The organism is Prochlorococcus marinus CUG1417 (assembly GCF_017695975.1).
GTDB lineage: Bacteria > Cyanobacteriota > Cyanobacteriia > PCC-6307 > Cyanobiaceae > Prochlorococcus_A > Prochlorococcus_A marinus_AG.
On sequence record NZ_JAAORN010000002.1, the window covers coordinates 307,190 to 332,429 of the forward strand.

The following is a 25,240-nucleotide window of genomic DNA, read 5'->3' on the forward strand; positions in this document are numbered from 1 at the left end:
TACAACATTCATATACGCAAATCTGAAAAGAATATAAAAAAAATAGCAATCTCTTAATTTCTATCTTAAAAATAATTGATTTTATTTATTTCTTATGAGTGGCGACAATTTACATGGAAAACAACCTATTAAATTTTATTCGGAAAAAATAACACTCACAAAAGTTGAATTATTAGAGAGGCAATTGAGTTTAGGAGACAAAGTATCAGATTTAGATGAAAAGCATAAAGAATGGAGCAGAAAACTATCGAATTGATGATTTAAAAATACATTTACATAACATTGATGTTTAATTTAATCTAATCAAGAAATTTTCAATGATTCTGAAAAATTATAAGAACAAGGGAATGCCTTGTGATGTGTATAGTAAAAAACTTTCTATTTAATTTTTCTCAATTTTGGCGTTTTAAAAAATATTATTTTTAAGCTAAAAAATAATATTGTGACTGTAAGAGCAGGCAGGATAAATAATATTAAATCAGAACTTAATAGAGAAGGAATTCTCGCAAAAATTAAATGCATGTAAAAAGTTTCAAACGACATTGAAATATCTGTAAATCTTTTTAATTAATAGCAATTATTTGGCTATCAAAAACTATTTTTTTTCTAAGATAAAAAATTTCGACAAAAAAAGAGTCAGCCTGTATCCCTACTAGCTGACTCTGATATTTATATTAATTTAAATAATCCCTAAATGAGGATTTGATATACTTACCAAAAAAAACTACTGACATAAATTTTATCTCTCAAAATATAAATATCAACGCCAAAATAATTCTATCAAAAGAGTATATTAAGATACAGAATCGTTACAAAATGGGCTATTTAAGAGTCGAATAGGATATTTTTTCATAGCTTTCTTTACATAAATAAATAAATATGTTATATTTGTTTACAAATTATTTTCAAAAAAATGACTCCTGAAGCAGAACGTTTTAATGGTTGGGCAGCAATGTTAGGTTTCGTTGCAGCAGTTGGTGCTTATGTAACAACAGGCCAGATTATTCCAGGTTGGTTCTAATGGATAATACAGAACCAAAAATTGTTGAAAAAGAAAAAGTTGTAGCTGAAAAGCTTAACGGGAGGTTTGCTATGATTGGATTCGTAGCACTATTAGGCGCTTATCTAACTACAGGTCAAATAATCCCTGGCTTTATCTAAGAAAACATCCCAAAATTTAATCAAATAACCGAATTTACTAGTTAAATTTGGTTTTTTTAATTCACATAAATACATAGAAATAGTTTAGTTTTTAATATTCAAATACCAAACATAAACTATAAAAAGAAATCAGTATAAAAACTCTACCGCGATAATAAGAATACAATTAAAGTTATGTGATAAATTCAAAGTTGATTAAATGTCAAATCTTCTCTTAGAAATATTATTTTGGCTAATTTTACTGATTTACATTGGCGCAAGAATCACACAAATCAAGAAAAATTATAAACAACAATATTAAATATTAAAAGAGAAATTTTCCCAAAAAAGAAGTTTAGGAAAATTAAAAATTATCGTATAAAGAAGTCTGAAGATAAAAGAATTTACTATATGCTTTTTCTTCTTTAATTTAAAAAAAAATAATGCTATCTTAGTCAAAAATAATTATAGAATTTTATGAGAGTAAAACTTGAACCAGAGACAGCATTTATTGGGAAAAAATTTGCTTACTTATTCCTCGGAATAATCTTTAGTCTTAATGCTATAACTTTTATTTGGTTTTTTTTATTTTCAAATCTATAAAAAGTTAATTTAAATTTAAGAAAATAATTATTTAAATATTTTTCTATTAATCATTTGATATAAACTAAAAAAATTTATAAAGTAAAAACTAATAAGTTTAGTATTAAAAAATCCCTGGTATTATCTGCCCTGTTGTTACGTAAGCACCCAGTAGTGCAACAAATCCAACCATTGCCCATCTGCCATTTACTTTTTCTGCATTTTGAGGATATCCTTCATAAGAAACAGATTCATCTATGTAAGGCCTTGTCTCGGAAGGAAACATATTTTGTCTTCCACCTGATTCCGTTGTTACTCCAGAGTTTGACATTTAAACGTTTGTAATTGTTAACTAAAGTAACATAAATATTAACTTTTGTAAACCTAGTACATGAGAAATATTCTTTTGGGAGTAATTGACAATAAATCTGTGGCAGTTTTGTTAGACGCAATTTATTTCTTAAAAAATTTTTTTTATTTTTTTACTTAATCGTATTTACAAAAAAATCTTTTTAATAAGCATTTATACTCACAGTAAGTAATTTTACTTAGTAGAATAAAATTAGCATTTAGGAAGTGCTTGGCTGGTTAACATCAGGTAAACTGAAGCTAACTTGGTCGTCATGAGCTTGCCGGTGGGGTACTTGCAAGCTCTTTTATTTTTAAAAGCAAGAAGTTTTTTGTTACTGAAAAAGCTTTGAAGGGAAATAAAGCCATTGTCAAAATATAATTCTATTGCTATAGAAAAATAGAGTAAATAATATTTATGTCCATAGATTTTATTCTTATTCCCGCTTGTATTTTTATTATTCTTCTTCTTCTAAATCGAGAAAATAGAATCTACAAAAGAAATCAAAAAACCTAAGTAACAAAAAATTTTTACATGAGGTTTTAAAAATAATCTTCAATAAATTAATTTTTTATCTTATAAAAAGATTCCAAAAAATTTCTTATTTAGAAATAGTTTTTGAATATTGAAAATTTAAAAAGGGAAATTATGTTAGGTTTTTATTTAAAATTAATTTACTCCAATATATTCCTGAACTGTTGATCTGATTTAATTTTTGTTGGCAGTGTGAACATTTACACTTTTCTAATAAAGGTTTATTTTTCATTAATTGCCTTTTTTTTAAAGAAACCAAATTTTTTAAATAACTGCAAGTAGAAAAAATTCTTTTTTTATTTTATTTTGGAAATTTATAACCAAAAGCGGTCTATTTAGCCAATAATTTTCAATTGGTCTCTAAATCATTGATATTTTATAATGCTAAAAAAGATATCAAAAATCAAATAAATTACTTTTGAAACTTTCAAATCAATCACAATTTAAAAAAAATATCAAAAAAATAATTACTCCTTGGTATGTAATACCTCTAATAGATAGATGGTTATTAGGACAACTTATACCTCCTATGATTTTTGCCATTTCTGCTTTTACTGTTATTTCATTATCTGTTGGAGTAATGTTTGATCTCATAAGGAAAATAGTTGAATATGGATTACCTGTATTGCAAGCTTTACAAGCTTTAGTGTATAGCTTACCAAGCTTTTTGGTTTTGTCATTTCCAATGGCTGTTTTATTATCCACACTATTATCTTATGGAAAACTATCAGCAAATTCTGAATTATTAGCTTTAAGATCTTTAGGAATTAAAACATCTCGAATTATAGCTCCAGCTATTGCAGTCTCAATCTTCATGACAGGATTAACTTTTTATTTCAATGATAATTTAGTTCCCACTAGTAATAGACTTGCCGAATCAACTTTAAGATCTGGAATAGGAAGTTCATTTAACAAAGGTAAGAATAACATTATTTTTACTAGAAAAGGATCAAGAATAGCTCCTAGCACTAATAAACCAACAAAAGTAAATACATACTTAACGCATATTTTTTATGCCTCTAAGTTTGAAAATAATATAATGAAAGAGGTTACAGTTTTAGACTTTTCCAGAGAAAATATAAAGCAGATTCTTACAGCAAATAGTGCAATTTTTGATAAAGATAATTCTTCCTGGATATTTTCAGATGGAAATATTGTTTCAACTAATTTAACAGGTCAAACAACAAACATTGAATTTAAACAATATATATACCCTTTTGTTGAAGGCCCATTAGATCTCGGAAAAGTCCCAAAAGATGCAAGCGATATGTCTTTAAAAGAAGCTTTTGAGGCTGAAAGAATATATAAAAAGATAGGAAATCTCAAGGAGATTAGAAAAATTCAAGTAAGAATTCAAGAAAAATTTACTTTACCTTGTGCATGTTTGGTTTTTGGATTAATAGGTAGTATCTTGGGATCTAAATCTAATTTAAGATCTTCAAAAAGTCAGGGGTTCGGATTAAGTGTGATTCTTATTTTAGTTTATTACGTTATGTCATTTATATGCAGTTCTTTTGGCGTTAAGGGATTAATTCCTCCAATAATCGCAGCTTGGTTTCCAGTAGTAATTTCTCTATTTGGGGGATTTTATTTCTTAAGAAAATCAAGTTCTGTATAATGCTTTATTTAATTAATTAGAATTGTTTGTTTATTAGAAAAGTTATCACAATATTCAGTTAATCAAGAAGATCCATATTTTTTAAATCTTATCTATTCTTTTATAACCATACCAATCAGGATAATTATTTTCTTCAATCAAATTATTTTCTAGATTTAATTCTATTTTCCAATTACCTACTTTTTTAATAACTTGGCAATCATCACAACCAGTTATTATTTTGAGAGAGGCTATATCATCTTTATGCTTTTTTTTACATCCAATTAGCAATTTAGACTTCGCTAAATTTTTTGCCTCTAATTTACTTGAAGCAACAAATAAACCAAATTCATGTTTTTCTTGCATAGAACTTGGATTATATCCTCCGATATTAACAAACCATAAATTCTTATTGGTATGTTTTCCATTAACTAATTCGTTATTTTTTAATTTCTTATTTTCAATATTTTTGAGTGTTACTTTATAGCCATTTACATATTTTATTTTTTTATAGCTATCAATATGTAATCCCTCAAAAGTTCCAAACCAATTCTTTCTTAGTGCATCATATGTATCTTCAATCTTGGAGCCTACTACCCATCTAACATCATGTAACTCTATATTAGCCATTTTCGCTCTCCCTCCCAGAACAACCAAAAAAAGATGAATTTTATCTATTTTTTCAATATTCATATAAAAATTTTTTATTCTTAATCTAAAGATTCATCTTAATAAATTCCTAAAAAAATTTATATTTTGCCTAAAACTCCAAGAATTAATCTGCAAGTAATCATTTAGTCAATAAAATTGACCTTCAATTAAACCAACCTTTTTTCTTTGATTTGACATCTGGAGAAGTCTTAATCTTAGTTGACTCGTCAGTTCTTCCTTTAATAATCATCAAAGGAACAATTGCCCAGAGGGCTAAAAATAGTACCCAAAATAAGTAAATGTTCATAGATTTAAAATCATTAGATTTATACTAAACTTTATAAAAAGATATCTGTGAGTTTCTTTTTAAAGTACTGATTTCAATGTATTATAAAACTTTTACTTATTTCGAAATAAAGGAAATAATCTAAAAAGCACTTTTAAGTATGAAAAAAAAATATCAGATTAAAAATTATGGATAGATTATATCAAGAATATTCAAAGACAAATTTAAAAAATTTGCACTCTTCATTACCACTGCTTTGCCTCAGGAGAAGAGGAGTGCTACTTTATGATGACATCATTAAAACTTTTTCGTGAATTTATCCTAACAAATTACTCTATATTAAGAATTTCTTTGGGAACAGTTTTATTAGATGAAAAAATGTGATTTATGTCATAAGCCAGATAAGATCCACTATAGGTGCAAATCCATAATTCATAAGAAATGGATTTTTTGTTGTAAAGAATGTTGGAATCAAATTTCTAAACATAAAAACTATTCCTATGGTGGAACTAGAAAGTCAAAATAATTAATTTTAGGCAAACTAACTTATAAAAACCAATAAGTAAAACTTAAAAAATAAACTATTTTTTTTGAAAAAGAATTTTAATTTTCTAGAAATAATCTTTAATTTCTTTTTTTATAGAATTATATTCGAGATTAATATTTTTAATAAATTCGTCTGCTTCTTTTTTTATATTTTTATATTCATTTATTTTTTGTTTACTTTTCTCAAAAAAAATCATTTCAAATTTCCCTGGATTTGCTACCTCAATCCAATACCCTGCTAAACAATAAATTTGGTTTGGAACAAAAGTTAAAATAAATAATTTTTTGGAATTTTTGTATTTATCAATTATCTTATTAGCGATAGTACCTTTGGTTTTATTAATCCCAAATAGAGTAATATCTTTTGCTAAAGACTTAAAATGCCTTGATAAATTCTTATTCTTTTTTACTGAATTTCTAGAAATTATTTTTTCAAGAGAATAACAATAATCTAAAAAATTTGTATTTTCTTTTTTTGAAGGATATATGGTTATTAGGGAACTAAAAAGTAAAAAAGAAGTTAAAATAAATTTATTAAGCATTTTTAATTTAACTTGAATTAATTATTACATAAAAATAAAAAGAAAAATCATAAATTACTCTTAATTTCTTTAAAAGATTCCTTTCAACTAAATAGAATTCTATCAATTGAATAACTCTTTTTTAAAACGATAAAAGCATTTTGGACTAATTAAGTACTTATCAAATACATAAAATTTTTTTCTTATAATAATATTATGAAAAATTCAATTTTGAAAAATAAAAGTATCAAATCTTTTTTAGATTTTTTTTCAAGATTATCAATTTCAGCAATATTCATCTCATCCATACCTAGCAAAATAAATGATTTTGAAAGAACAGTTGAATATATCTCTTCCAAAGGCATTCCTGAACCAATTTCATCTGTCCTTCTGGTGGGAGCCATTATATGTCTTATCTTTGGTTCTGGATTTTTTATATTTGGAGAAAATCAAAAAATCGGTTCATTTTTTTTATTAATATTTCTTATTCCGACAACAATAATTTTTCATGTATTCCCTTTCCATCAAAGAGCAGTATTTATGAATCTCGGATTGATAGGTGGATTAATTATTGCTGCAATAAGGGAACCAAAATAATTTACTTAATTAAAGAAACCTAAATATTTTTTATTTTTTCTCTCTTAATTCTGGGAAGCAATTCGCAATATGAATTAATTCATAAACCTCTTTGCTATCGTATTTTTTATTAGAAATCCCACTTCCTGGCTCTATACCTTTCTCTTTCATCTTCTTTAATATCAATTCTTGCCTTTGCATACTTGACATAGACTTGAATCTTTTAATTCGTTCTTTTTTATTCACTAGATCTTAGTTTATTTAAAATTTATTTTTAAGATTTTATAAATTAGCGATTCATTAAGTAAGTAAGGAAACCAGTAAATGTGAGTAATTTAAATCCAATAAAGAAAGGTAAATATTTTTTGACTTTTTTACCAACGGGCAATAATTTGTTCAATGAATTGATCATGATTTAAATTAAAAATTTAAATTTTTCAGATATCCTAACGAATTTTTTTTAAAATTATCCCATTTCGATTTGTACATTTAAAAAGTAGATCTAAACTAGATTGTTTACGTCCCTTTTTTTATGAATGATAAAGAAACAATCATTTCATTATTAAATGAGTTCGCTAATCCCCAAAAAATGGCCTCATTTTTTGTTAATAATTCGACTCCAGATTTCTTATGCATAAGACCCAGTGGTAATCCTCTAGATGCAAAAGGGTTCGAACAAATGATTGCTGGTGATATAGTTCAAGAAAAGGCAGAAATAACCAGAATTCACCGATTCGAATTTTTAAGTGAAAATATAGTAATGTGCATTTTTACACTAGGTTCAAAATTTACTTATAAAGGGACACCTAATGATGACTTGCCAACAGTTACGTCAATTTTTAAAAAAGTAAATAATGTTTGAAAAATTCACTGGATACAAAGATCTACAGTAAATTCCGATTTATCTTTATGGGATTAGCAAAGTTAATAGCTCTACTACTTGTAGGTAGTTCTTTTATTGGTTTAATTTTTAATTTTTTATAAAATAAATAAATCAAATAAAGAATATCAAGTAACTATTTCTTTTTTTTAAAAAACAATTGCTTCTTTTATGCTTAGTAATTTGATTTTCAGGTGAAAATAAAAACTTTAGACAGACTAACGCCTATATCTAAAGCCAATAAAGCAATAAGTAACTTACTCATTTTTTAGAACTCTCAACTATTTTTTTGTAAAGTTCCTCAGAAATAGGTTGCATAACCTTTTAAGAATTTAATTACAAATTAATGATTTTAGAATTAATTTCTCGTTACTAAATATACGAATATATGAATTTTTAAATAGGTAAAAAATATATTCACTATAAGTTCTTCTTATAAAGTATTAATAAATACTTAATCCAAAAACGTCAATAAATGTCCAAACTTTTTTAAAAAAGAAATTAGAAATATTATTTCAAGTAAATAGATCCTCTATAAGTAAGCTTTACAATCTTTTCTTCTTGTTTTCTACAATATACAAATGACTTTCCATTGAAATACATGTTTACCATGATGCAGCTCCTGAACTTGCTCAAGTCCCCGTCCTATGGCTTGAGTCGTACTGCGGTCTATCAGATGGTAGATCGGACGATTTTGTAGTATTGACTACAATCTATTTATAAAGTATTTATACTTAGATGTCAACAATTAATAGAAACTAAACTTCAATTTAAAAGTAGATTCGGCTCTCATAAACTCCCGAAAAAGAATATAGAACATATAACTACGAGTAACTCCCATAAAAACTGAAACAAATGCTAGAACTACACAAATAGGGCAATGTGGGAATCCCATTATTCATTTTCCAATATAAATTTTAATTCAGTCTCTGCGTTAACAATGTCAATTCTTCTCTTAAGTAGTTTAAAAAATTTAATTATTTTTTTCAAAATTAAACCTTCTTTAGGCATCAATAATAATATTATTCTAAGAATCAAAATATCAATGAGCAAAAATACTGAATCCATTGATATAACTTAATTTTTGTAGCATTCCTATACAATAATAACCCCAACATATGCTCAGATACTTTTAATCAATTAACCCGTAAATGCTTATTCAGAATAATTAGAATAATTAGTGATCTAATTACCTTTCTGTACTATTTTTCTTTTGCAAAAAAATAGAGCGGTCTAAAGTTCAATACTCCACGAGGATTAAGTCCGCTGCCTAAAGTCTGAGAGTGCAAATTTTTCTCTCTCAATATAGATTTATTCTTTATGAGAAAAATATCTTGATTGCTTAATAAATTTATTTTGTATATTGCTATTACAAAAATTATGAGTTTTCTTAAATTAGTTACTAAATCCTCGTGGAGAAAGCTTTAGTAAATTTATTTTATTTGTTACTAATAAGATCAGCCGAATCTTATTATGGAGAATCATTTGTATCTGCAGAAGTTCCATTTAATTCAATCAAAAGTTTTTCTTGATTTTAGAAAGTTTTTAATACTTAAATTCTTAGCTTTCTGAATATTGAATAACTAATTTGAGTTAAGTTGGTTAATTATCTCTATTGCAAATAAAGATAAGGTTGTTAATCTTGCACTTAAAGAAGAAACTTAATTTCTTAAACTGATGGAATTTGATCATTTAAATTTCAATGAAGATGATGGCCTCATGTCAATAGAAGATTTAAGGGCTTTACGTCTTCGAAAAAAGAAAATTGAAACTGATAAAAAAGCTAGGAAGTATATCCTGGATATAAATCAAAGATATAGAAAAATGAGTACCCGCAAGAGTAACAACTTTTTAAAGAATATGAACCCTTTTAAAAGGGCCGCATAAATCGATAATCTTGATTTTGTTAATTTGTTTAACTTTGCATCTTTCAGAGTAAAATTTTATTGGTGTTTCTTTGGAAGAGTTTCACCAAGAGGGGCCAATTTTTGGCCCCTTCTTTGCAAAGATATTTTTTAATTGAAACTCGTTCTAAAATAAAAGTAATACTTTCCTAGAAGGCGAAAGTGACGTAAATCTTTTGTTTAGAGTTTTTTATCACCACTTAATGAAAACCCTATATCTTCAAATAATTCATCTTATTAAAAAAACAAAAGTTTTAGCTCATGGACCATATAACTAAATTTATAGAATTTTTTCGACAATTATAATTTTTTTTCATTTGCGATTTTTAATGGCTTCACCTACAAGTTGGGAATTCTACAAAGAAGTTGAAACTAAAATTTTATGGGTGAATATTTGTGCCCAAGATTTAGATGGAGTAGCTATTTCGATAAATAAATGGTGGAAAACAAGATATCCATTATACAAAATCAGAATAGTGTCTAAAAAAGAATTTGAACTAGTAAAAATACAAGCTAAGAAAAAGGAGCAATAAAATTTTTCTTTGGTAAATTTTGATGCTGAATGTTTAATTTTTACAGCTATTATTAAATTAATAAATTAAGGGACAAATGAACTCTGCATTTGCAAAAATCTCAAATTTGAAATTTAATAGGAATTCTAAAATAGCTATTACTCTCGCGTCATCAACTTTCTTTTTGTATGCCTTGGGTCAAGCCCCAATTTTTAAAAATATACTTGCAGGTGCCTTCTCTTGCTCTGGCTAAATAAAATACTAATTTTTAGAGAAGCTAAAAAGCTAAAATAGACAGTGATTGACAGTCAATCTACACTTAGAGGGATAAACCCCTCTTTTTTAATGTTCAATAGATTTATTGATGAAAAAATAATTATTCTTTTTATTTCTCTTTTCAACTGATGAATATTTCCCCGCACCTATTAATTGATGCTGTTATTTTGAGCTCTGCCCTAACGATAACTTTGGTATTGAGAGCAAAAGGTAATGCTGCCAGAAAAGAAAAAGAAAAAGAAAAAGAAAATAAATGATTACTAAAGAAGAAGAAAAAGTATTTAAAAAAACTAAATTATATAGATTTTAGAACTTTCTTATTTATGGAAGTTCCATTGCTATTGGAGTTTTCTTATTTTATTTATATTCTGCATATGTATTTATAAATAAATTACATACATGTACGGCATAGCGATTACTTATGGGGTTGTGAGCCTTTTATTGCTTGGTGGATTTGCATACTTTACTTTTAAAATGAAACGCTAATTTTTATGTCCTCTTCAATGAAAGATTTCTTAGATAAATTTTTTGATTTATGTAAAGAATATCAACAAGAAATTCCACCTCAGAAGATGGCTGAGATTTTAAGAGAATATGCAGATAGATTAGATGAATGATAGATACTGTCTGACCTAAGAAGGTATTAAGAGAATATAATTTCTAGCAAAATTTACACAAAATTTTTAAAGATTAAATTAATTTTTTGAGGATATTTTCCTTGGAAGTATTCATAATTTAGGATTTTTTTTGATCCTTAATCCGTACAATTTTGTTCCTCTAACCGCACACATAAAACTTGAAATTTGCTATTCAAATGAACTAGAAAATAGGTGTAGTCAAGAGGTAATTCTTATGGCACTAAATGACACATTTACTATCCAAGAAATTAATTTGGATAAAAAAAACCTTTTATTTGATAATAAGCTCAAAGAAATTGCAGCTTATTGGAATAAAGAATGTGCAGAACATCCGAGTAACAACCATTGCAAGATTTTTTGTGATTAAAACTTTAACTTTTAGGTATTCTTACGCTTGATTTTTACATAATACCCGTACTAAAGAATAATCAGACAGAAAGGAGGTAGAGCAAATGACTAATTTAGGTATAGAAATTTTATTTTGGACAATTTTAATTGCTTATCTGGGATTAAGGTTTTCTCAAACTTGGAATGGATTCAAAAAACAGTATTAATTAGGAGAATAGAAAATGAAACTACAAACTCAGTTCACGGTTCCAAAAAAAGAATTAAAGGATCTTGATTATGTTAAGAAAGTAGATTTCTTTAAAGAAACTTTAAACAACGAATGTATAGATTATCCAAATCAAGAAGATTGCTTGGTTTGTTGCAATTAGAAATCACAAAATAGCTGTTTTTAAAAATTAAATAAATTTTTATTAGTATTTTTAAATTTTCTAAAAGGGAGTTAGCACTATGGAATTAAGATTCTTCCCAATAAATATTTTTAGAGAGACTCCAAAAGTCACATTCTTTGATGCAGGCATAGATAGTTCTAATGGTTCTGATGTTGTGATCCATTCTGGGGAAGCTATATCTCCTCCAGATGATTTAAAAGATGAGCAATATTACGTTCACAATCATCAAATTGATCATAATTTAGTTATCACCGGAGAAAGGGAATTTGTTTTAATAAATCCTTCCTGGGATGAACCTCATCATGTGATTTATTTAAATAGATCTATGGGAGCATTAGAAATTCCTATAGGAACTTATCACAGATCTATCTCGGGGAAAGAAGGTAGTATTGTTTTAAACCAATCTAAAAGAGATAAATCTTTTGATCCTGCTGAAGAATTTATCCCTCAAAAATTAGACAAAATTAATTTAATTAAGGCAAGAAAAAGTCCCCCTGTTTATTGGATTTACGAAAATAACAAAATCAAAAGGTTTCATTTTAATCCTCTAGAAAGAAAAGTTAAAACTCTTGTTTGAAATGAAAAAACATATATCCCATAGTAATAATTTAAAAAACATGAATTTAATTATTAATTCTGATACTTATAAATTGGCTCACGAAGATATTGGCCTGCTGAGCCGAAATGAAATGCGTGGAGTCAGAATGCTTCTTGAAATTACTAAACCAGATTTAATCCTTGAAGAAAATAAAATTCTTTCAACCATAATTATTTTTGGAGGCGCAAGCATTGCAGAAGAATCAAATACAAAAAAGAGAATTGAAAATATAAAAGAATTAATTAAAAAAAATCATAAATCGATACTTCTGAAACGAAATTTAAATAGATTAGAAAATTTGCTTCTAATGAGTAATTACTATCAATCTGCAAGGGAATTTTCTAAACTTGCGTCAATTAATAGTCAAAATAAAAACTGTAATTCTCATGTGATTGTTACAGGTGGGGGGCCAGGAATTATGGAAGCTGCTAATAGAGGTGCATTTGATGCAAATTGTAAGTCTATAGGGTTAAATATCAATCTCCCTAATGAACAAATACCAAATGCTTTTATAACTCCCGGTCTTTGCTTTAAATTTAATTATTTTGCATTAAGAAAGATCCATTTTGTTATGCGATCAGTAGCAGCCGTATTTTTTCCTGGAGGTTTTGGAACACTAGATGAATTATTTGAACTATTGACACTTTGTCAAACAGGAATGAAAACTAAAATCCCAATCATACTTTTTGGTAGAGAGTATTGGAATAAGATAATAAACTTTGAATATTTAGCTGATCTTGGATTAATTGAAGATGAACATTTAAATCTTTTCAAATATGCAGATACTGCATCAGAGGCATGGAAAATTATCAAATCATCAAAAACTAACTAAGAAAATCTAAATCTCTTCTATTAAGTATTTTCTACGATGCTTTAATTTCAGATTCTGATTTGAATTAAGATAGTTTATTAATGTTCCTATGGGAAAATCATTTCTAAATTTCATTTATTGGATCCTAATAAAATCAGCTGAAAGTTACTATGGGGATTCAATAAAAACAGAAGTGCCATACACTCCTTATTTTTAAATTCACTTGATTTCTCTAAATTCTAGAATTGAAACTATAGTTTTATAGTTATTAGTTTTGGATTTAGCTCCTCCTAATCCAATCAGGTGATCCACTAAACCAATTAGCAAGATCATCATTTTGCGGATCAAAATGATTTTCAGTTTCTAAACCATCAAGCCCAAGATTCTGTATAAGTCCATTTATCCCGTCTGAATTTTGCTTACCATATCTCCTTAAGCTATTAGCTTTTTTGAGCCATGTCCAAATAGTTGAATTATGTTTTGCATACTTTTCAACATAAATTCTTTCATCTAATGAAACTGCCTCATCTAATGAAATCCTCTTAACGATATCCTTAATTTTTAAACGAGTCTTGTTTGTTAGGAACATATTCATAAAAGAAGTTAATGATTTATAGAAGTTTTTTTTATGAATGTCTTGTCTATATTTATTTCAAGAAAAATTATATTTTAGGAGCTTTTCAAGGACAAAAATTTTCATTTAAAAACAGTTATATTTAATATGTAATAAAGGCTACTTAATTTCATTTGAAAAACTTATATATAATTATCTGCCATATAAGATTCTCTATCCAATTTAAGATTTAATTAATAAAAAATAATGAGTAAAGTTTACACTTACAATCGATCTAAACTTATAGGAATAAATTCTCATTTTCTGGAAAAAACTTTTTTATAAAAACAAAAATGAAAAGTCGATGGACAAAAAAGATTTGAGAATTTTAAAAAATTAATTAAACAATATAAAATTAGATATATATAAAAAGAAAAGAATCAATGAAACATTTATTTATTGCATTATTATCCCTTTTTTTTATATCTTTTGAAGCATTTTCTGATGAAAGGCAAAGAGAAATTGAGTATAAAGCTATAAATCTTGTAATTAAAAAATATGGGAAAGGTTTAGAAAACAGATTAAAAGGAACCGGAGTAAATCCCAGTTATCGAAGTTGGTATGAGAATGATTGTTTTGTAAGTATTGCTGCTGGTACATTCCACGAAAAAAAATGGTCAGCCATGCAGTGGTTTAGCGTTAATGTCTGCTCTGATTCTGCTGAAATAATGGAGGATGAATAAAGGAGATAAAACGCTTACTACTTGCACCGCTATAAATTCCCAAAAAACGATTATAAATATCTCTGGTAGTTTAGATAGAAACGCAGCAACGAAGATGACCAGATACCACCCATCACTTTCATAAATAGATAATTTGATGGATAATAAATTTATATCTGGATAGATATTCTAACTTCACTCGAACTACATAATTTCCCTGAGATCCTATGCCACAACAGGAACCTAGCTACTGGCTAATGAAAAGTGAGCCTAATGCTTACAGCATCGATAATTTAAAAAATGAAGGGGTAACTTTATGGGATGGGATAAGAAATTACCAAGCTCGAAATTTCATGAGAAAAATGATTAAAGGAGATAAGGTTTTTTTCTATCATTCAAACTGCAACCCCCCTGGCATTGTTGGGCTTATGGAGGTCATAGAAATTAATATTGTAGATCCTACCCAGTTTGATAAAAATTCAAAGTATTTTGATCCAAAATCGAAACCTGATAATCCCAGATGGGATTGCGTGAAAGTAAAATACTTATCTAAGTCAAATAAGATTCTAAGTTTACCTGAATTAAAGATTTTATTTAATGAAGAGGATTTATTGGTTGTAAAAAAAGGAAATAGGTTATCTATAGTACCTGTCCAAAATCAAGTAGCACAAATACTATTAGAAAAGATATAAAAAATTTAATCTTTAAAGTTCATTGAAAACATATTTCCAATATAGAGGCGCGTTAAATCTCTATTTTGAAAACCTTTTTGCATCAAAAACCCCGCGATAGCTGCTTGTATTATCCTATATTGATCCCAATTAGGATGTTCCTCAACAAATATTTGCATAGCCTTCTGAAGATTTTCTTGAAGTTCACATTTAAAACTAATTACTTCATCTTTTGGATTTAAGACTATTGGATTTTCTTCATACTTTAACTCTTGCATATTAAAGAATTTGATTGGAATTTAAATCTACAATGTTCAGTTTTCTTCAAAATCACTAAATCGTCAACAAGTATTATTAAGAAGCAGTCTCAGGCCATAGAATAATGAGAATCCAGTCATGAAAGGAGAGTTCACTGAAATTTATTTTTATAAATTTAATCATGCTGAAGTATAAAGATTTATATAAAATCAGAAGTTTTCCACAAGCTTTAGATTTCTAGATATTTTTTAAAAAAATGATGTGGAAAAGTTGTGAAAAAATTTTTTTTAGAGGGGGAAATATTTTCTAAAATTTCCAATTTTATTAATCTTTTAATCCATTGATTCCCACATTTTTTTTATTTCATAGAATAATTTTTGTGCTATTGGTATCGGCCAATACATTTCAAAAGATCTAGTTTGATCTTGACTTTCAAAAACAAATCTTAAATTCCACTCATTCTTTTTTCCTTCTAACTCAATATACCAGGGCAGTTGTTCTAATTCTAAAGAAATACATTCCTCATCCATTAATTCATTCATGATATCTGATAGTTGTTTATGAATTTTTATCAGTAAAAGATAAAGTGAATGGAATTCACTTTTTTGTAATTCAATTGACCAATTATCAACACCAATCAAAAAGCAAAATTTGCCTTTTTTAAAATCTTTTAGTAATCTCCATTTTTTTTGGTGTTCTACCAAAATTAACCAGGAATTAAATCTGGTTGGTCTTGTTCATCGCTTAGTTCTATTATTGATCTTTGAACAGGTTTAATAGTTGATTCTTCTAATAGTCCGTCAAAATCATCAAAACGCCTTTGTTTAGCTCTGAAAGCAATTCTCACAGTAGTTAAGTATCTATTAGTTGATTTTCTTATTAAACTCTCACCTCTTTTTGCTAGATCATTTGAGTCAATTCCTACATTATTTGATATGTTCATTAAAAAATTTTTTATTATAAACTATATTCTACAGTTAAATTAGCAGATTCAAAACATAAATTAAAAAAAACTTAAATTAAGTCAAAAAAATTTCTTATGGAAAAAATCTTATTTGGAACGCTGGCTATTGATTTGGGAAATACTAATACTGTAATTGCTTTTCAAGATCAAAAAGATATAAATGCTGTTTTAATTGAAATACCAAATATTACATCATCTCCAGGAGTTATACCTACAGCAGTTTGGTTCGAAGAACCATCGAAAACTTTGAAGATCGGAATTAGTGCTTTAAAGATGAGAGACAACTCTAATTCGGATTTATTTTTTCATTCGAATTTTAAAAGATTAATTGGAAATCCTATTGAAAAAACTAACAAAAAAAATATCTTAGGCCCAAATGAATGTGGCGAGAAATTTTTTAAATTTTTGTGGGCAAAAATTCCTCAAAAATATGAAATTAAGAGACTTGTCTTAACTGCTCCAATTGATACTTACAAGGGTTATAGAGAATGGTTAGTTAACCTTTGTAGTGAAATATCTGTAGATGAAATAGCGCTAGTTGATGAGCCTACTGCGGCAAGCTTAGGGATTAATTTACCACTTGGCTCAAAAATCATGACTTTAGATATTGGAGGAAGCACAATAGACATGAATATAGTCAAAATAGAGGGAGGGGAAGGGAGGTCTGCACCAATAGCTGAACTTTTAAAATTTAAAGGTAGTGATGTCAGCTCAATATCAAAACAAAAAATCAGATGTGCTGAAATAATTAGTAAAACAGGCTCAAAAATTGGCGGGAAAGATATTGATCAATGGATTGTTGATTATTTTATTCCAGAAAATGAATATGCAATTAATCTTTTAAAGGCAGAAGAAATAAAATGTAAACTCAGCTCATCTGCAATCAAAAATGAAAATAAGTATCCAACAAAATTATTAGTTAAGGGGTATCAAGAAAAAGAGTTTTACCTAAGTAAAGAAATGTTTGAAGAAATTATTATTGAGAATAATCTCCTTAATCACCTTAACTCCTTACTGAAAGATTTATTAAATGAAGCGAGAGGCAAATTTTGCACAGTAAACGACTTAAGTGCAATTATTTTGGTTGGAGGGGGGACTCAAATACCTTTAATTAAAGAATGGATATCAAAAAAGATATCTAAAGTCGAAATAAAATCGCCACCTCCTATTGAAACAATAGCTTTAGGAGCTTTAGCAATGACGCCAGGTGTAAAAATTAAAGATATTTTAAATAGAGGAATATCTATAAGATTATTTAATAGAAGAGATCAAAAACATTTTTGGCATCCTATCTTTTTCAAAGGCCAAACATGGCCAACTGAAACCCCATTTAAACTGATCCTTCAAGCAAGTAAAAATAATCAGAAAATATTTGAAATAATTATTGGAGAAACAAAACAAGAAAGAGAATATGATGTGGTTTTTGAAAATGGATTACCAAAATTATCAGAGTTTCAAAGTGAAGAGCAAACTATAAAGTGGGATAAAAAACCACACAAAATCGAACTTAAAAATAAATCCAATCTAGGTGAAGACAACTTAAAACTTTTCTTCAAGATTACTAAAGAAGCTAATTTGTTAGTTAAGTGTTTCGATATTAGTGATGAATTTTTAGGCGAATATAATTTAGGAAATATCTTCTAAATAAAAACTAATCCAAAAAAACTCCTTCTTCATTATCAATATTTTTTAGACGTACACTAATACTTTCATTTTTACTAGTAGGAACTTTTTTGCCACAAAAATCCGGTTGAATAGGTAATTCTCTATGGCCTCTATCTACCATTACTAACAACATCACTCTTTGAGGTCTACCCCATGAATACAAAGAATCCATTGCAGCTCTAATTGTTCTCCCTGTATAAATAACATCATCTATTAGTAGAATTTCTTGTTTCTCAATAGGAGTTGGAATATCGGTTGCTCTTATTAGTCGAGTCCCAACTCTATTTTGATCATCTCTATAGAAAGTTGGATCAATTATTCCTTTTTTTATTTTTAAACCTGTCATGCAAAATAATTCTTTTTCTAATACTTCGGCCAGATTAATGCCTCTAGTAGGAATACCAACCAAAAGAAGGTTATCTAAGTTTTTGACTTTTTCAATAATTTCGCAAGTTAAACGCGAAATAGTTTTTCTAAGTTCAACTTCAGTTAGTATTACGATCTTTTTTGTTTTCTTGGACATAATTTAACAAGAAATAAAATTAATCTAATATTTTCATAAATTAGCAAAAGCTAACTATGTTAAATATAAATTGTTAAAGAGTAACGTTTGAAGCTAAATTTAAGGTTGGATCAGTTAACAATGAATTTGATCTAAATATGTCAAAGATTAGCAGCAAAAATATAAAAAGATTAAGTGTTCCTCAGAGCCCTGTAGTTCTTGCAATACTAGATGGATGGGGGTATAGAAAAGAAAAACCAGATAATGCTATAAAAAGTGCCAATACACCAATCATGGACTCATTGTGGCATGCCTACCCTCACACCCTTATAGGTGCTAGCGGATCTGATGTAGGCCTCCCAGATGGTCAAATGGGCAATTCAGAGGTAGGTCACCTTACCATTGGCTCGGGAAGAATAATACAACAAGAACTTGTAAGGATTTCAAATATTGTAAAAAATAATCAATTAGGCTTGGTAAATGAGTTAAGAGAGTTGGCTGATTCATTAAAGAAAAATAATTCTACTTTGCATATCACGGGATTATGTTCCGATGGAGGAGTTCATAGTCATATCGATCATTTATTAGGCTTAATTAAATGGGCATATGATAATAAACTTAAAAAAGTTGCAATCCACATCATTACTGATGGAAGAGACACTCCTGCAAAAAGTGCCTCAAAATATTTAAATCAAATAGAGTCATGCATAAAAAAATTTAACGTAGGCGAAATAGCTTCCATATGCGGAAGATACTGGATAATGGATAGAAATCTTTTATGGGATAGAACAGAAAAAGCATATTCTAATTTGACTGATCCTGATATTCAAATAACAAATATTTCACCCAAAGATTACATAGAAAAAAGTTATGCCAAAAACATAACCGATGAATTTATAGAGCCCATACGAATGTCTGAAAACTATCTTAAAGATGGGGATAGTTTGATTTGCTTTAACTTTCGTCCAGATAGAGCAAGACAAATAGTCAAATCCCTTGCGGTCAAGGAATTCTCAGAGTTTGAAAGAAAAAATTATCCAAATCTAGATTTTGTTACTTTTACTCAATATGATCCAAACTTTCCCGTTAAAGTTGCATTTCCTCCTGAATCACTCAATAATTTCATAGGCCAAATAGTTTCAGAAAACGGGCTTAAACAATACAGAACCGCGGAAACTGAAAAATATCCTCACGTAACATACTTTTTCAATGGAGGAGTTGAAATTCCTTTACCTGGAGAAGAGAGACACTTGGTTCCATCTCCAAGAGTCGCAACTTATGATATGGAACCCGAAATGTCTGCGGAGGAATTAACTAATAGCTGCTCTAAAGCAATTAAAAGCGGAAATTATGCTTTTATTGTAATCAATTTTGCCAATCCTGATATGGTTGGTCATACAGGAAACATGGATGCAACAATTAAAGCTATAGAAAAAGTAGATAAATGTATAGGTCAAATAGTTAATGCTACTGGAGAAATGGGAGGAAGCATTATTATTACAGCCGATCATGGTAACGCAGAGGTAATGAAAGGATCTGAAGGAGAACCATGGACAGCACACACAACAAATAAAGTTCCATTAATTTTGATTGAAGGTGAAAAAAGAAAAATACCAAATATGGGAAATGAAATTAATTTAAGAGAAAACGCTGGCTTAGCAGATATTGCCCCCACTTTATTGCAATTATTAAATCTACCAATACCAAGAGAAATGACAGGCAAAACGCTTATTCAAGAAATTGAATTAAAGGGTTATAATAAGGTCGTTCAACACGTTTAAAGTTAATAAAGTTTTTTAAACAATGATTCAAATTATTAGTTGGATTTGGGTATTTTCGGGAGTTATTCTCATCTTATTAGTTTTACTTCATAGTCCCAAAGGTGATGGAATGGGAGGAATAGCGGCCAGTGGAAGCTCTATGTTCAACAGCGCAAGTAGTGCAGAAGCCTCTCTAAACAAAATAACTTGGACTTTTTTAGTGATATTTTTGTCTCTGGCAATTATTCTTAGCGCTGGTTGGATTTCATAAAAGTTAAAAAAAAGGGACCATTTTGAATGATCCCTTAAAAAGATTTATTGAAAACTATTGTTTAGATTAGTAATCAAAGTCGCCGCCCATACCAGGAGCTCCTGCTGGAGCAGCTGAATCTTTTTTCTCAGGTAAATCTGCAACTATGCATTCGGTGGTTAGAACCATCCCTGCGATTGAAGCTGCATTTTGTAATCCTGAACGTGTAACTTTTGCAGGATCAACTATACCAGCTGATGACATATCTACATATTCTCCAGTAGCAGCATTGAAGCCATCATTAAATGGTTTAGTTTTTACATTTTCAGCAATCACAGCTCCATTAGAACCTGCATTCTCAGCGATTCTCATAAGAGGAGCAGTAAGTGAAGCTTCAACAATATTAGCTCCAATTAATTCCTCTCCTTCTAAATTTTTATCTGCCCATTCTTTTAGAATAGGAGATAAATGAGCTAGAGTTGTTCCTCCTCCAGGTACAATTCCTTCCTCAACAGCTGCTTTTGTTGCATTAATAGCATCCTCAAGACGAAGCTTTTTATCCTTCATCTCAGTCTCAGTAGCAGCCCCAACCTTAATCACAGCTACACCTCCAGCTAATTTAGCAAGACGTTCTTGAAGCTTTTCTTTATCATATGAGGAATCTGTTTCATCCATTTGCTTCTTAATTTGATCACATCTAGCTTTAACTGCTTGCTCATTACCTTCAGCCACAATAGTTGTAGTTTCTTTATTGATAGTTATTCTTCTACCAGTTCCGAGCATATCTATGGTGGCACTCTCCAATTTCAAGCCGGCATCTTCAGTAATAAGTTGACCATTGGTTAAAACGGCCATATCTTCAAGCATTGCTTTTCTTCTATCTCCAAAACCAGGAGCTTTTACTGCAGCAACATTTAACACACCTCGTAATCGGTTAACGACAAGAGTTGCTAAGGCCTCTTTTTCGATATCTTCTGCAATAATGACTAGTGGTTTACCAGTTTTAGCTATTTGTTCCAGAACGGGTACTAAATCTTGAACTAAAGCAATTTTTTTATCAGTCAGAAGGATATAGGGTTCATCTAAAACAGCCTCCATTCTCTCTGTATCTGTTGCGAAGTAAGGTGAAATATAGCCTTTATCAAAGCGCATCCCCTCAGTAACTTCTAATTCAGTAGTCATTGATTTTCCTTCTTCTAAGGAGATAACACCTTCTTTACCAACTTTATCCATAGCATTGGCAATCATTTGACCAACTTCTTCGTCATTTCCAGCAGCAATAGTGCCACATTGAGCTATAGCATTGCTATCGCTAATAGGCTTGGAATTCTCTTGAATTTTACCAACTAGAAAATCAGTCGCTTTGTCAATTCCCTTTTTCAAGGTAATTGCATTAGCCCCTGCAGCAACGTTTCTCAACCCTGCTTTAACCATTGCATGAGCTAAAACAGTGGCTGTTGTGGTACCATCGCCAGCTGCATCATTAGTTTTTGATGCAGCTTGTCTAATTAAAGCAACACCTGTATTTTCAATGTGGTCCTCTAATTCGATTTCTTTAGCGATTGTGACACCATCATTAATGATTTGTGGAGCACCAAATTTTTTCTCTAGTACAACATTTCTTCCTTTTGGTCCAAGCGTTACAGCTACAGACTCAGCAAGGATATCAATTCCTCTCTCGAGCGCTCTACGAGCTTGCTCATTGTAAATAATTCTTTTAGCCATGTTTAGGCAGTGATTTAGTAATAAGTTTTAATAATTTTTGAAACAAATATTTTAGCTTACTACAGCTAAAATATCCTTTTCTGAGAGCAAGACATATTCATCTCCTCCCAATTTAATGTCTGTGCCAGCATATTTGCTGTACAAAACTTTATCGCCAATACTCACTTCTGGAGTTTGTCGAGAACCATCGTCATTAAGTTTGCCAGGGCCCACCTGAGCAACTTCTCCAACCTGTGGTTTTTCTTTAGCTGAATCAGGCAAAAGAATGCCCCCAGCAGTTTTTTCCTCAGATGCGGAAACTTTAATAAATATTCTATCTCCCAGTGGTTTTACTGTAGAGACTGTAAGTGAAACAGCTGCCATAGATTAACGGAGGATCATGAGTGAGACGCTTTACGTCATAAAAATGGAAAGAGAAATTCTCCATTCGTATCATCAACAACATAATCTGCAAAGCGGCAATTAAACCATACTTAACTTGTGCGGGTGGCCGAACCCATTTAACGAATCTACCCATTAGATGGTAGTATTTTCGGATTATGAGCTGTTTAAATCAGCTAATCATCACCAATCTATAAAAAATGGTAGCAACTCCATCAACTTCTTCACAAACAAAAGGCGTAGTACGTCAGGTAATTGGTCCAGTTCTAGATGTAGAATTTCCAGCCGGTAAATTGCCGAAAATATTAAATGCTTTAAGAATTGAAGCAAAAAATCCTGCAGGACAAGAAATAGCGCTGACTGCAGAGGTTCAACAGCTACTTGGTGACCATAGAGTCAGAGCAGTGGCAATGAGTGGCACAGACGGCCTTGTAAGAGGCATGGAGGCAATTGATACTGGAGCACCAATATCTGTACCTGTAGGAGAAGCAACTTTAGGAAGAATATTTAATGTTTTAGGAGAACCAGTTGACGAACAAGGGCCAGTAAAAACTGAAAATACTGCACCAATTCATAGAGCTGCTCCAAAATTAACTGACCTAGAAACTAAGCCAAAAGTTTTTGAAACAGGCATCAAAGTTATCGATCTTTTAGCTCCCTATAGACAAGGAGGAAAAGTCGGTTTATTTGGAGGCGCTGGTGTTGGAAAGACTGTTCTTATTCAAGAGTTAATTAATAACATTGCTAAGGAACATGGCGGAGTTTCTGTTTTTGGAGGTGTAGGAGAAAGAACAAGGGAAGGGAACGATTTGTATGAAGAATTTAAAGAATCAGGAGTTATCAATGCAGAAGATTTAACTCAATCAAAAGTCGCCTTATGCTTTGGGCAGATGAATGAGCCACCTGGTGCAAGAATGAGAGTAGGATTGTCGGCACTTACAATGGCTGAACATTTTAGAGATGTAAACAAACAAGACGTACTACTTTTTGTTGATAACATTTTTAGATTTGTTCAAGCTGGATCTGAAGTTTCAGCTTTACTTGGAAGAATGCCTTCGGCAGTTGGATACCAACCAACTCTTGGAACTGATGTTGGTGAATTGCAAGAGAGAATTACATCTACTCTAGAAGGATCAATAACATCTATTCAGGCTGTTTATGTACCTGCTGATGACTTGACTGACCCAGCCCCAGCAACAACTTTCGCCCATTTAGATGCTACAACAGTTCTTGCTAGAGCCCTTGCAGCTAAGGGAATTTATCCAGCAGTTGACCCATTAGACTCAACAAGTACTATGCTTCAACCATCTGTTGTAGGTGATGAACATTACAAAACTGCAAGAGCAGTTCAATCCACTTTGCAAAGATACAAAGAACTACAAGACATTATTGCAATTCTTGGTTTAGATGAGCTTTCTGAGGAAGATAGATTGACAGTAGACAGGGCTAGAAAAATTGAAAAATTCCTTTCCCAACCTTTCTTTGTAGCAGAAATATTTACGGGAATGTCTGGTAAATACGTAAAATTAGAAGATACCATTGCTGGTTTTAACATGATTTTGTCAGGTGAATTAGATGATTTACCCGAGCAGGCTTTCTACTTAGTTGGAAACATCGACGAAGTCAAAGCAAAGGCTGAAAAAATAAAGTCAGAAAAATAAATATTTACAAATATTTTTTACCTTCAATAATTTTATAGTAATGGCAATTTCTCTCAAAGTTTTAGCACCTAATAAAAATGTTTATCAAGGAGAAGCTGAAGAAGTTATCCTTCCCAGTACTACTGGTCAACTTGGTGTTCTCCCAGGACACATTTCTTTAGTTACGGCTATTGATATTGGGGTCTTAAGGCTAAGAACTAATTCTCAGTGGAAATCAATAGCTTTAATGGGAGGCTTCGCTGAAATTGAGTCAGATGAAGTTATAGTTTTGGTAAATAATGCCGAAATTGGATCTGAAATTAATGTTCAAAATGCTGAACAAGATCTTCAAGAAGCAAAATCAGCAATTAGTAAATTCCCTGAAAATGAGAAAAGTCCAGAAAAAGTAAAAGCCTTAAAAGCAATTTCTAAGGCCGAGGCTAGGATTCAAGCAGCAAAAAACTAAATTTAAGCAGTTCCACAAAAAGCTACTTCGGGAAACTTTAACTTAGCTTCTTCTAATTTTTTCGTTTTACCTTCTTCTTGCCAATAATTGATTACTTCTGTAGCTTTATTCAATATTTCAACTCTTTCATTATTTGTAATCCAAGCTTTATTCTCTAAATCACTTTTTAATTTTTCCCAAGCATCATCTCTTGGCCAAAAATAATAAGCAGTTAGTGGGCTTGGTCCTCCCCCCACTATTTGATCAACAGCCAAAGCAACATTATCAGGTAGCCATAATACTTTAATTATGAACCTTCCTTCGTCAGGCTTGGGGGTATAACCAGTGGGCACTCCATCTTCATCTATTGTGGCAGCTGCTAATACAGCTGAAGCACCCATCATCCCTAAATTAGTAGAAGAATTTTTGGTTTTTTGATGATCACTGTTTTTGTCTTTAATTTCTGTTGAATTTTGACTCGACTTATCTGATGAGGTCATTATCTTATTTATGTTCAATAAATAATTTATCAGTTAGAGGTAACATTTTGATTGATTAATTCAAAA

Annotated in this window: 32 protein-coding genes; 19 read left to right on the plus strand and 13 right to left on the minus strand. The window is 29.8% G+C overall.

Annotation, left to right across the window (positions count from 1 at the left end; genetic code table 11):
- Positions 1-94: 94 nt before the first annotated feature.
- The 3 genes from HA140_RS07780 to HA140_RS07790 all read left to right on the plus strand — a co-directional run bounded on the left by HA140_RS07780 (position 95) and on the right by HA140_RS07790 (position 1,161).
- A complete protein-coding gene (locus HA140_RS07780; protein WP_209040557.1) occupies positions 95-256 on the plus strand; it encodes a hypothetical protein in 162 nt (53 codons plus the stop codon).
- A 657-nt stretch (positions 257-913) separates the two neighbouring features.
- Complete coding sequence (locus tag HA140_RS07785; RefSeq protein WP_011132751.1) at positions 914-1,021, plus strand: high light inducible protein; 108 nt, start codon at positions 914-916, stop codon at positions 1,019-1,021.
- A complete protein-coding gene (locus HA140_RS07790) occupies positions 1,021-1,161 on the plus strand; it encodes a high light inducible protein (protein WP_209040558.1) in 141 nt (46 codons plus the stop codon). The genes HA140_RS07785 and HA140_RS07790 overlap by 1 nt, the downstream gene beginning before the upstream one ends.
- A 685-nt stretch (positions 1,162-1,846) precedes the next feature.
- On the opposite strand, the gene HA140_RS07795 is transcribed toward HA140_RS07790, so the two are convergent.
- On the minus strand, positions 1,847-2,053 hold the full coding sequence (locus HA140_RS07795; RefSeq protein ID WP_209040559.1) for a high light inducible protein: 207 nt from the start codon (positions 2,051-2,053) through the stop codon (positions 1,847-1,849).
- 970 nt (positions 2,054-3,023) lie between these two features.
- Here HA140_RS07795 and HA140_RS07800 point away from each other — a divergent pair.
- A complete protein-coding gene (locus tag HA140_RS07800) occupies positions 3,024-4,223 on the plus strand; it encodes an LptF/LptG family permease (RefSeq protein WP_209040560.1) in 1,200 nt (399 codons plus the stop codon).
- Positions 4,224-4,304: 81 nt separating this feature from the next.
- Here HA140_RS07800 and HA140_RS07805 read toward each other — a convergent pair whose 3' ends face one another.
- From HA140_RS07805 to HA140_RS07815, 3 genes are all read right to left on the minus strand, one after another.
- A complete protein-coding gene (locus tag HA140_RS07805; protein ID WP_245156245.1) occupies positions 4,305-4,895 on the minus strand; it encodes a DUF1543 domain-containing protein in 591 nt (196 codons plus the stop codon).
- Positions 4,896-5,016: 121 nt separating this feature from the next.
- Positions 5,017-5,160 carry a hypothetical protein gene (locus tag HA140_RS07810; RefSeq protein WP_209040561.1) on the minus strand — a complete coding sequence of 48 codons (144 nt, stop codon included), beginning with the start codon at positions 5,158-5,160 and terminating at the stop codon, positions 5,017-5,019.
- A 590-nt stretch (positions 5,161-5,750) separates the two neighbouring features.
- Positions 5,751-6,227, minus strand: coding sequence for a carbon storage regulator CsrA (locus HA140_RS07815; RefSeq protein ID WP_209040562.1), 477 nt, complete (start codon positions 6,225-6,227; stop codon positions 5,751-5,753).
- A gap of 195 nt (positions 6,228-6,422) precedes the next feature.
- On the opposite strand from HA140_RS07815, the gene HA140_RS07820 reads away from it, so the two are divergent.
- Positions 6,423-6,803 (plus strand): DoxX family protein, encoded by a 381-nt coding sequence (locus tag HA140_RS07820; RefSeq protein ID WP_209040563.1) that lies wholly within the window; start codon positions 6,423-6,425, stop codon positions 6,801-6,803.
- A gap of 30 nt (positions 6,804-6,833) precedes the next feature.
- On the opposite strand, the gene HA140_RS07825 is transcribed toward HA140_RS07820, so the two are convergent.
- Positions 6,834-7,028 (minus strand): hypothetical protein, encoded by a 195-nt coding sequence (locus HA140_RS07825; RefSeq protein ID WP_209040564.1) that lies wholly within the window; start codon positions 7,026-7,028, stop codon positions 6,834-6,836.
- Positions 7,029-7,314: 286 nt separating this feature from the next.
- Here HA140_RS07825 and HA140_RS07830 point away from each other — a divergent pair, with 286 nt between their 5' ends.
- From HA140_RS07830 to HA140_RS07855, 7 genes are all read left to right on the plus strand, one after another.
- Positions 7,315-7,644 carry a DUF3804 family protein gene (locus tag HA140_RS07830; RefSeq protein ID WP_209040565.1) on the plus strand — a complete coding sequence of 110 codons (330 nt, stop codon included), beginning with the start codon at positions 7,315-7,317 and terminating at the stop codon, positions 7,642-7,644.
- Between the two features lie 2,251 nt (positions 7,645-9,895).
- The gene (locus HA140_RS07835) at positions 9,896-10,099 is read left to right on the plus strand and encodes a hypothetical protein (RefSeq protein WP_209040566.1); all 204 of its coding nucleotides are present in this window, start codon (positions 9,896-9,898) and stop codon (positions 10,097-10,099) included.
- Between the two features lie 383 nt (positions 10,100-10,482).
- A complete protein-coding gene (locus HA140_RS09475; protein ID WP_257469750.1) occupies positions 10,483-10,611 on the plus strand; it encodes a hypothetical protein in 129 nt (42 codons plus the stop codon).
- A 490-nt stretch (positions 10,612-11,101) separates the two neighbouring features.
- Positions 11,102-11,359: a hypothetical protein gene (locus HA140_RS07840; protein ID WP_209040840.1), complete on the plus strand. Its 258-nt coding sequence runs from the start codon at positions 11,102-11,104 to the stop codon at positions 11,357-11,359.
- Positions 11,360-11,561: 202 nt separating this feature from the next.
- On the plus strand, positions 11,562-11,708 hold the full coding sequence (locus HA140_RS07845) for a hypothetical protein (RefSeq protein WP_209040567.1): 147 nt from the start codon (positions 11,562-11,564) through the stop codon (positions 11,706-11,708).
- Between the two features lie 79 nt (positions 11,709-11,787).
- Positions 11,788-12,306, plus strand: coding sequence for a hemagglutinin (locus tag HA140_RS07850; protein ID WP_209040568.1), 519 nt, complete (start codon positions 11,788-11,790; stop codon positions 12,304-12,306).
- Positions 12,307-12,346: 40 nt separating this feature from the next.
- Positions 12,347-13,159, plus strand: a complete 813-nt coding sequence (locus HA140_RS07855; RefSeq protein ID WP_432420080.1) for an LOG family protein — start codon at positions 12,347-12,349, stop codon at positions 13,157-13,159.
- A 259-nt stretch (positions 13,160-13,418) separates the two neighbouring features.
- Here the strand turns inward: HA140_RS07855 and HA140_RS07860 are convergent, their stop codons facing one another.
- Positions 13,419-13,727, minus strand: a complete 309-nt coding sequence (locus HA140_RS07860; RefSeq protein ID WP_209040570.1) for a hypothetical protein — start codon at positions 13,725-13,727, stop codon at positions 13,419-13,421.
- A 407-nt stretch (positions 13,728-14,134) separates the two neighbouring features.
- Here HA140_RS07860 and HA140_RS07865 point away from each other — a divergent pair, with 407 nt between their 5' ends.
- Both HA140_RS07865 and HA140_RS07870 read left to right on the plus strand, forming a co-directional pair.
- Complete coding sequence (locus HA140_RS07865) at positions 14,135-14,434, plus strand: heat-labile enterotoxin alpha chain (RefSeq protein WP_209040571.1); 300 nt, start codon at positions 14,135-14,137, stop codon at positions 14,432-14,434.
- A gap of 206 nt (positions 14,435-14,640) precedes the next feature.
- Positions 14,641-15,105, plus strand: coding sequence for an EVE domain-containing protein (locus HA140_RS07870; RefSeq protein WP_209040572.1), 465 nt, complete (start codon positions 14,641-14,643; stop codon positions 15,103-15,105).
- A gap of 5 nt (positions 15,106-15,110) precedes the next feature.
- Here the strand turns inward: HA140_RS07870 and HA140_RS07875 are convergent, their stop codons facing one another.
- The 3 genes from HA140_RS07875 to HA140_RS07885 all read right to left on the minus strand — a co-directional run bounded on the left by HA140_RS07875 (position 15,111) and on the right by HA140_RS07885 (position 16,285).
- Complete coding sequence (locus tag HA140_RS07875) at positions 15,111-15,362, minus strand: DUF2811 domain-containing protein (RefSeq protein WP_209040573.1); 252 nt, start codon at positions 15,360-15,362, stop codon at positions 15,111-15,113.
- A gap of 312 nt (positions 15,363-15,674) precedes the next feature.
- Positions 15,675-16,046: a DUF1818 family protein gene (locus HA140_RS07880; protein WP_209040574.1), complete on the minus strand. Its 372-nt coding sequence runs from the start codon at positions 16,044-16,046 to the stop codon at positions 15,675-15,677.
- 2 nt (positions 16,047-16,048) lie between these two features.
- Positions 16,049-16,285, minus strand: coding sequence for a DNA-directed RNA polymerase subunit omega (locus tag HA140_RS07885; RefSeq protein WP_209040575.1), 237 nt, complete (start codon positions 16,283-16,285; stop codon positions 16,049-16,051).
- A 96-nt stretch (positions 16,286-16,381) separates the two neighbouring features.
- Between HA140_RS07885 and HA140_RS07890 the strand changes: the two genes are divergently transcribed.
- The gene (locus HA140_RS07890; RefSeq protein WP_209040576.1) at positions 16,382-17,950 is read left to right on the plus strand and encodes an Hsp70 family protein; all 1,569 of its coding nucleotides are present in this window, start codon (positions 16,382-16,384) and stop codon (positions 17,948-17,950) included.
- 7 nt (positions 17,951-17,957) lie between these two features.
- Here HA140_RS07890 and pyrR read toward each other — a convergent pair whose 3' ends face one another.
- Positions 17,958-18,494 carry a bifunctional pyr operon transcriptional regulator/uracil phosphoribosyltransferase PyrR gene (gene pyrR, locus HA140_RS07895; protein ID WP_209040577.1) on the minus strand — a complete coding sequence of 179 codons (537 nt, stop codon included), beginning with the start codon at positions 18,492-18,494 and terminating at the stop codon, positions 17,958-17,960.
- 137 nt (positions 18,495-18,631) lie between these two features.
- On the opposite strand from pyrR, the gene gpmI reads away from it, so the two are divergent.
- Both gpmI and secG read left to right on the plus strand, forming a co-directional pair.
- Entirely contained in the window at positions 18,632-20,254 is a 1,623-nt protein-coding gene (gpmI, locus tag HA140_RS07900; protein ID WP_209040578.1) for a 2,3-bisphosphoglycerate-independent phosphoglycerate mutase, read from the plus strand.
- Positions 20,255-20,276: 22 nt separating this feature from the next.
- Positions 20,277-20,504 carry a preprotein translocase subunit SecG gene (secG, locus tag HA140_RS07905; protein ID WP_209040579.1) on the plus strand — a complete coding sequence of 76 codons (228 nt, stop codon included), beginning with the start codon at positions 20,277-20,279 and terminating at the stop codon, positions 20,502-20,504.
- A gap of 66 nt (positions 20,505-20,570) precedes the next feature.
- Here secG and groL read toward each other — a convergent pair whose 3' ends face one another.
- Positions 20,571-22,208, minus strand: coding sequence for a chaperonin GroEL (gene groL, locus HA140_RS07910; RefSeq protein WP_025938646.1), 1,638 nt, complete (start codon positions 22,206-22,208; stop codon positions 20,571-20,573).
- 51 nt (positions 22,209-22,259) lie between these two features.
- Positions 22,260-22,571, minus strand: a complete 312-nt coding sequence (groES, locus tag HA140_RS07915) for a co-chaperone GroES (RefSeq protein WP_002806275.1) — start codon at positions 22,569-22,571, stop codon at positions 22,260-22,262.
- Positions 22,572-22,789: 218 nt separating this feature from the next.
- Between groES and atpD the strand changes: the two genes are divergently transcribed.
- Both atpD and atpC read left to right on the plus strand, forming a co-directional pair.
- Complete coding sequence (gene atpD, locus HA140_RS07920) at positions 22,790-24,250, plus strand: F0F1 ATP synthase subunit beta (RefSeq protein ID WP_209040580.1); 1,461 nt, start codon at positions 22,790-22,792, stop codon at positions 24,248-24,250.
- 40 nt (positions 24,251-24,290) lie between these two features.
- Complete coding sequence (atpC, locus tag HA140_RS07925) at positions 24,291-24,695, plus strand: ATP synthase F1 subunit epsilon (protein WP_209040581.1); 405 nt, start codon at positions 24,291-24,293, stop codon at positions 24,693-24,695.
- A gap of 2 nt (positions 24,696-24,697) precedes the next feature.
- Here the strand turns inward: atpC and HA140_RS07930 are convergent, their stop codons facing one another.
- Positions 24,698-25,174: a 30S ribosomal protein PSRP-3 gene (locus tag HA140_RS07930; protein ID WP_209040582.1), complete on the minus strand. Its 477-nt coding sequence runs from the start codon at positions 25,172-25,174 to the stop codon at positions 24,698-24,700.
- Positions 25,175-25,240 lie beyond the last annotated feature (66 nt).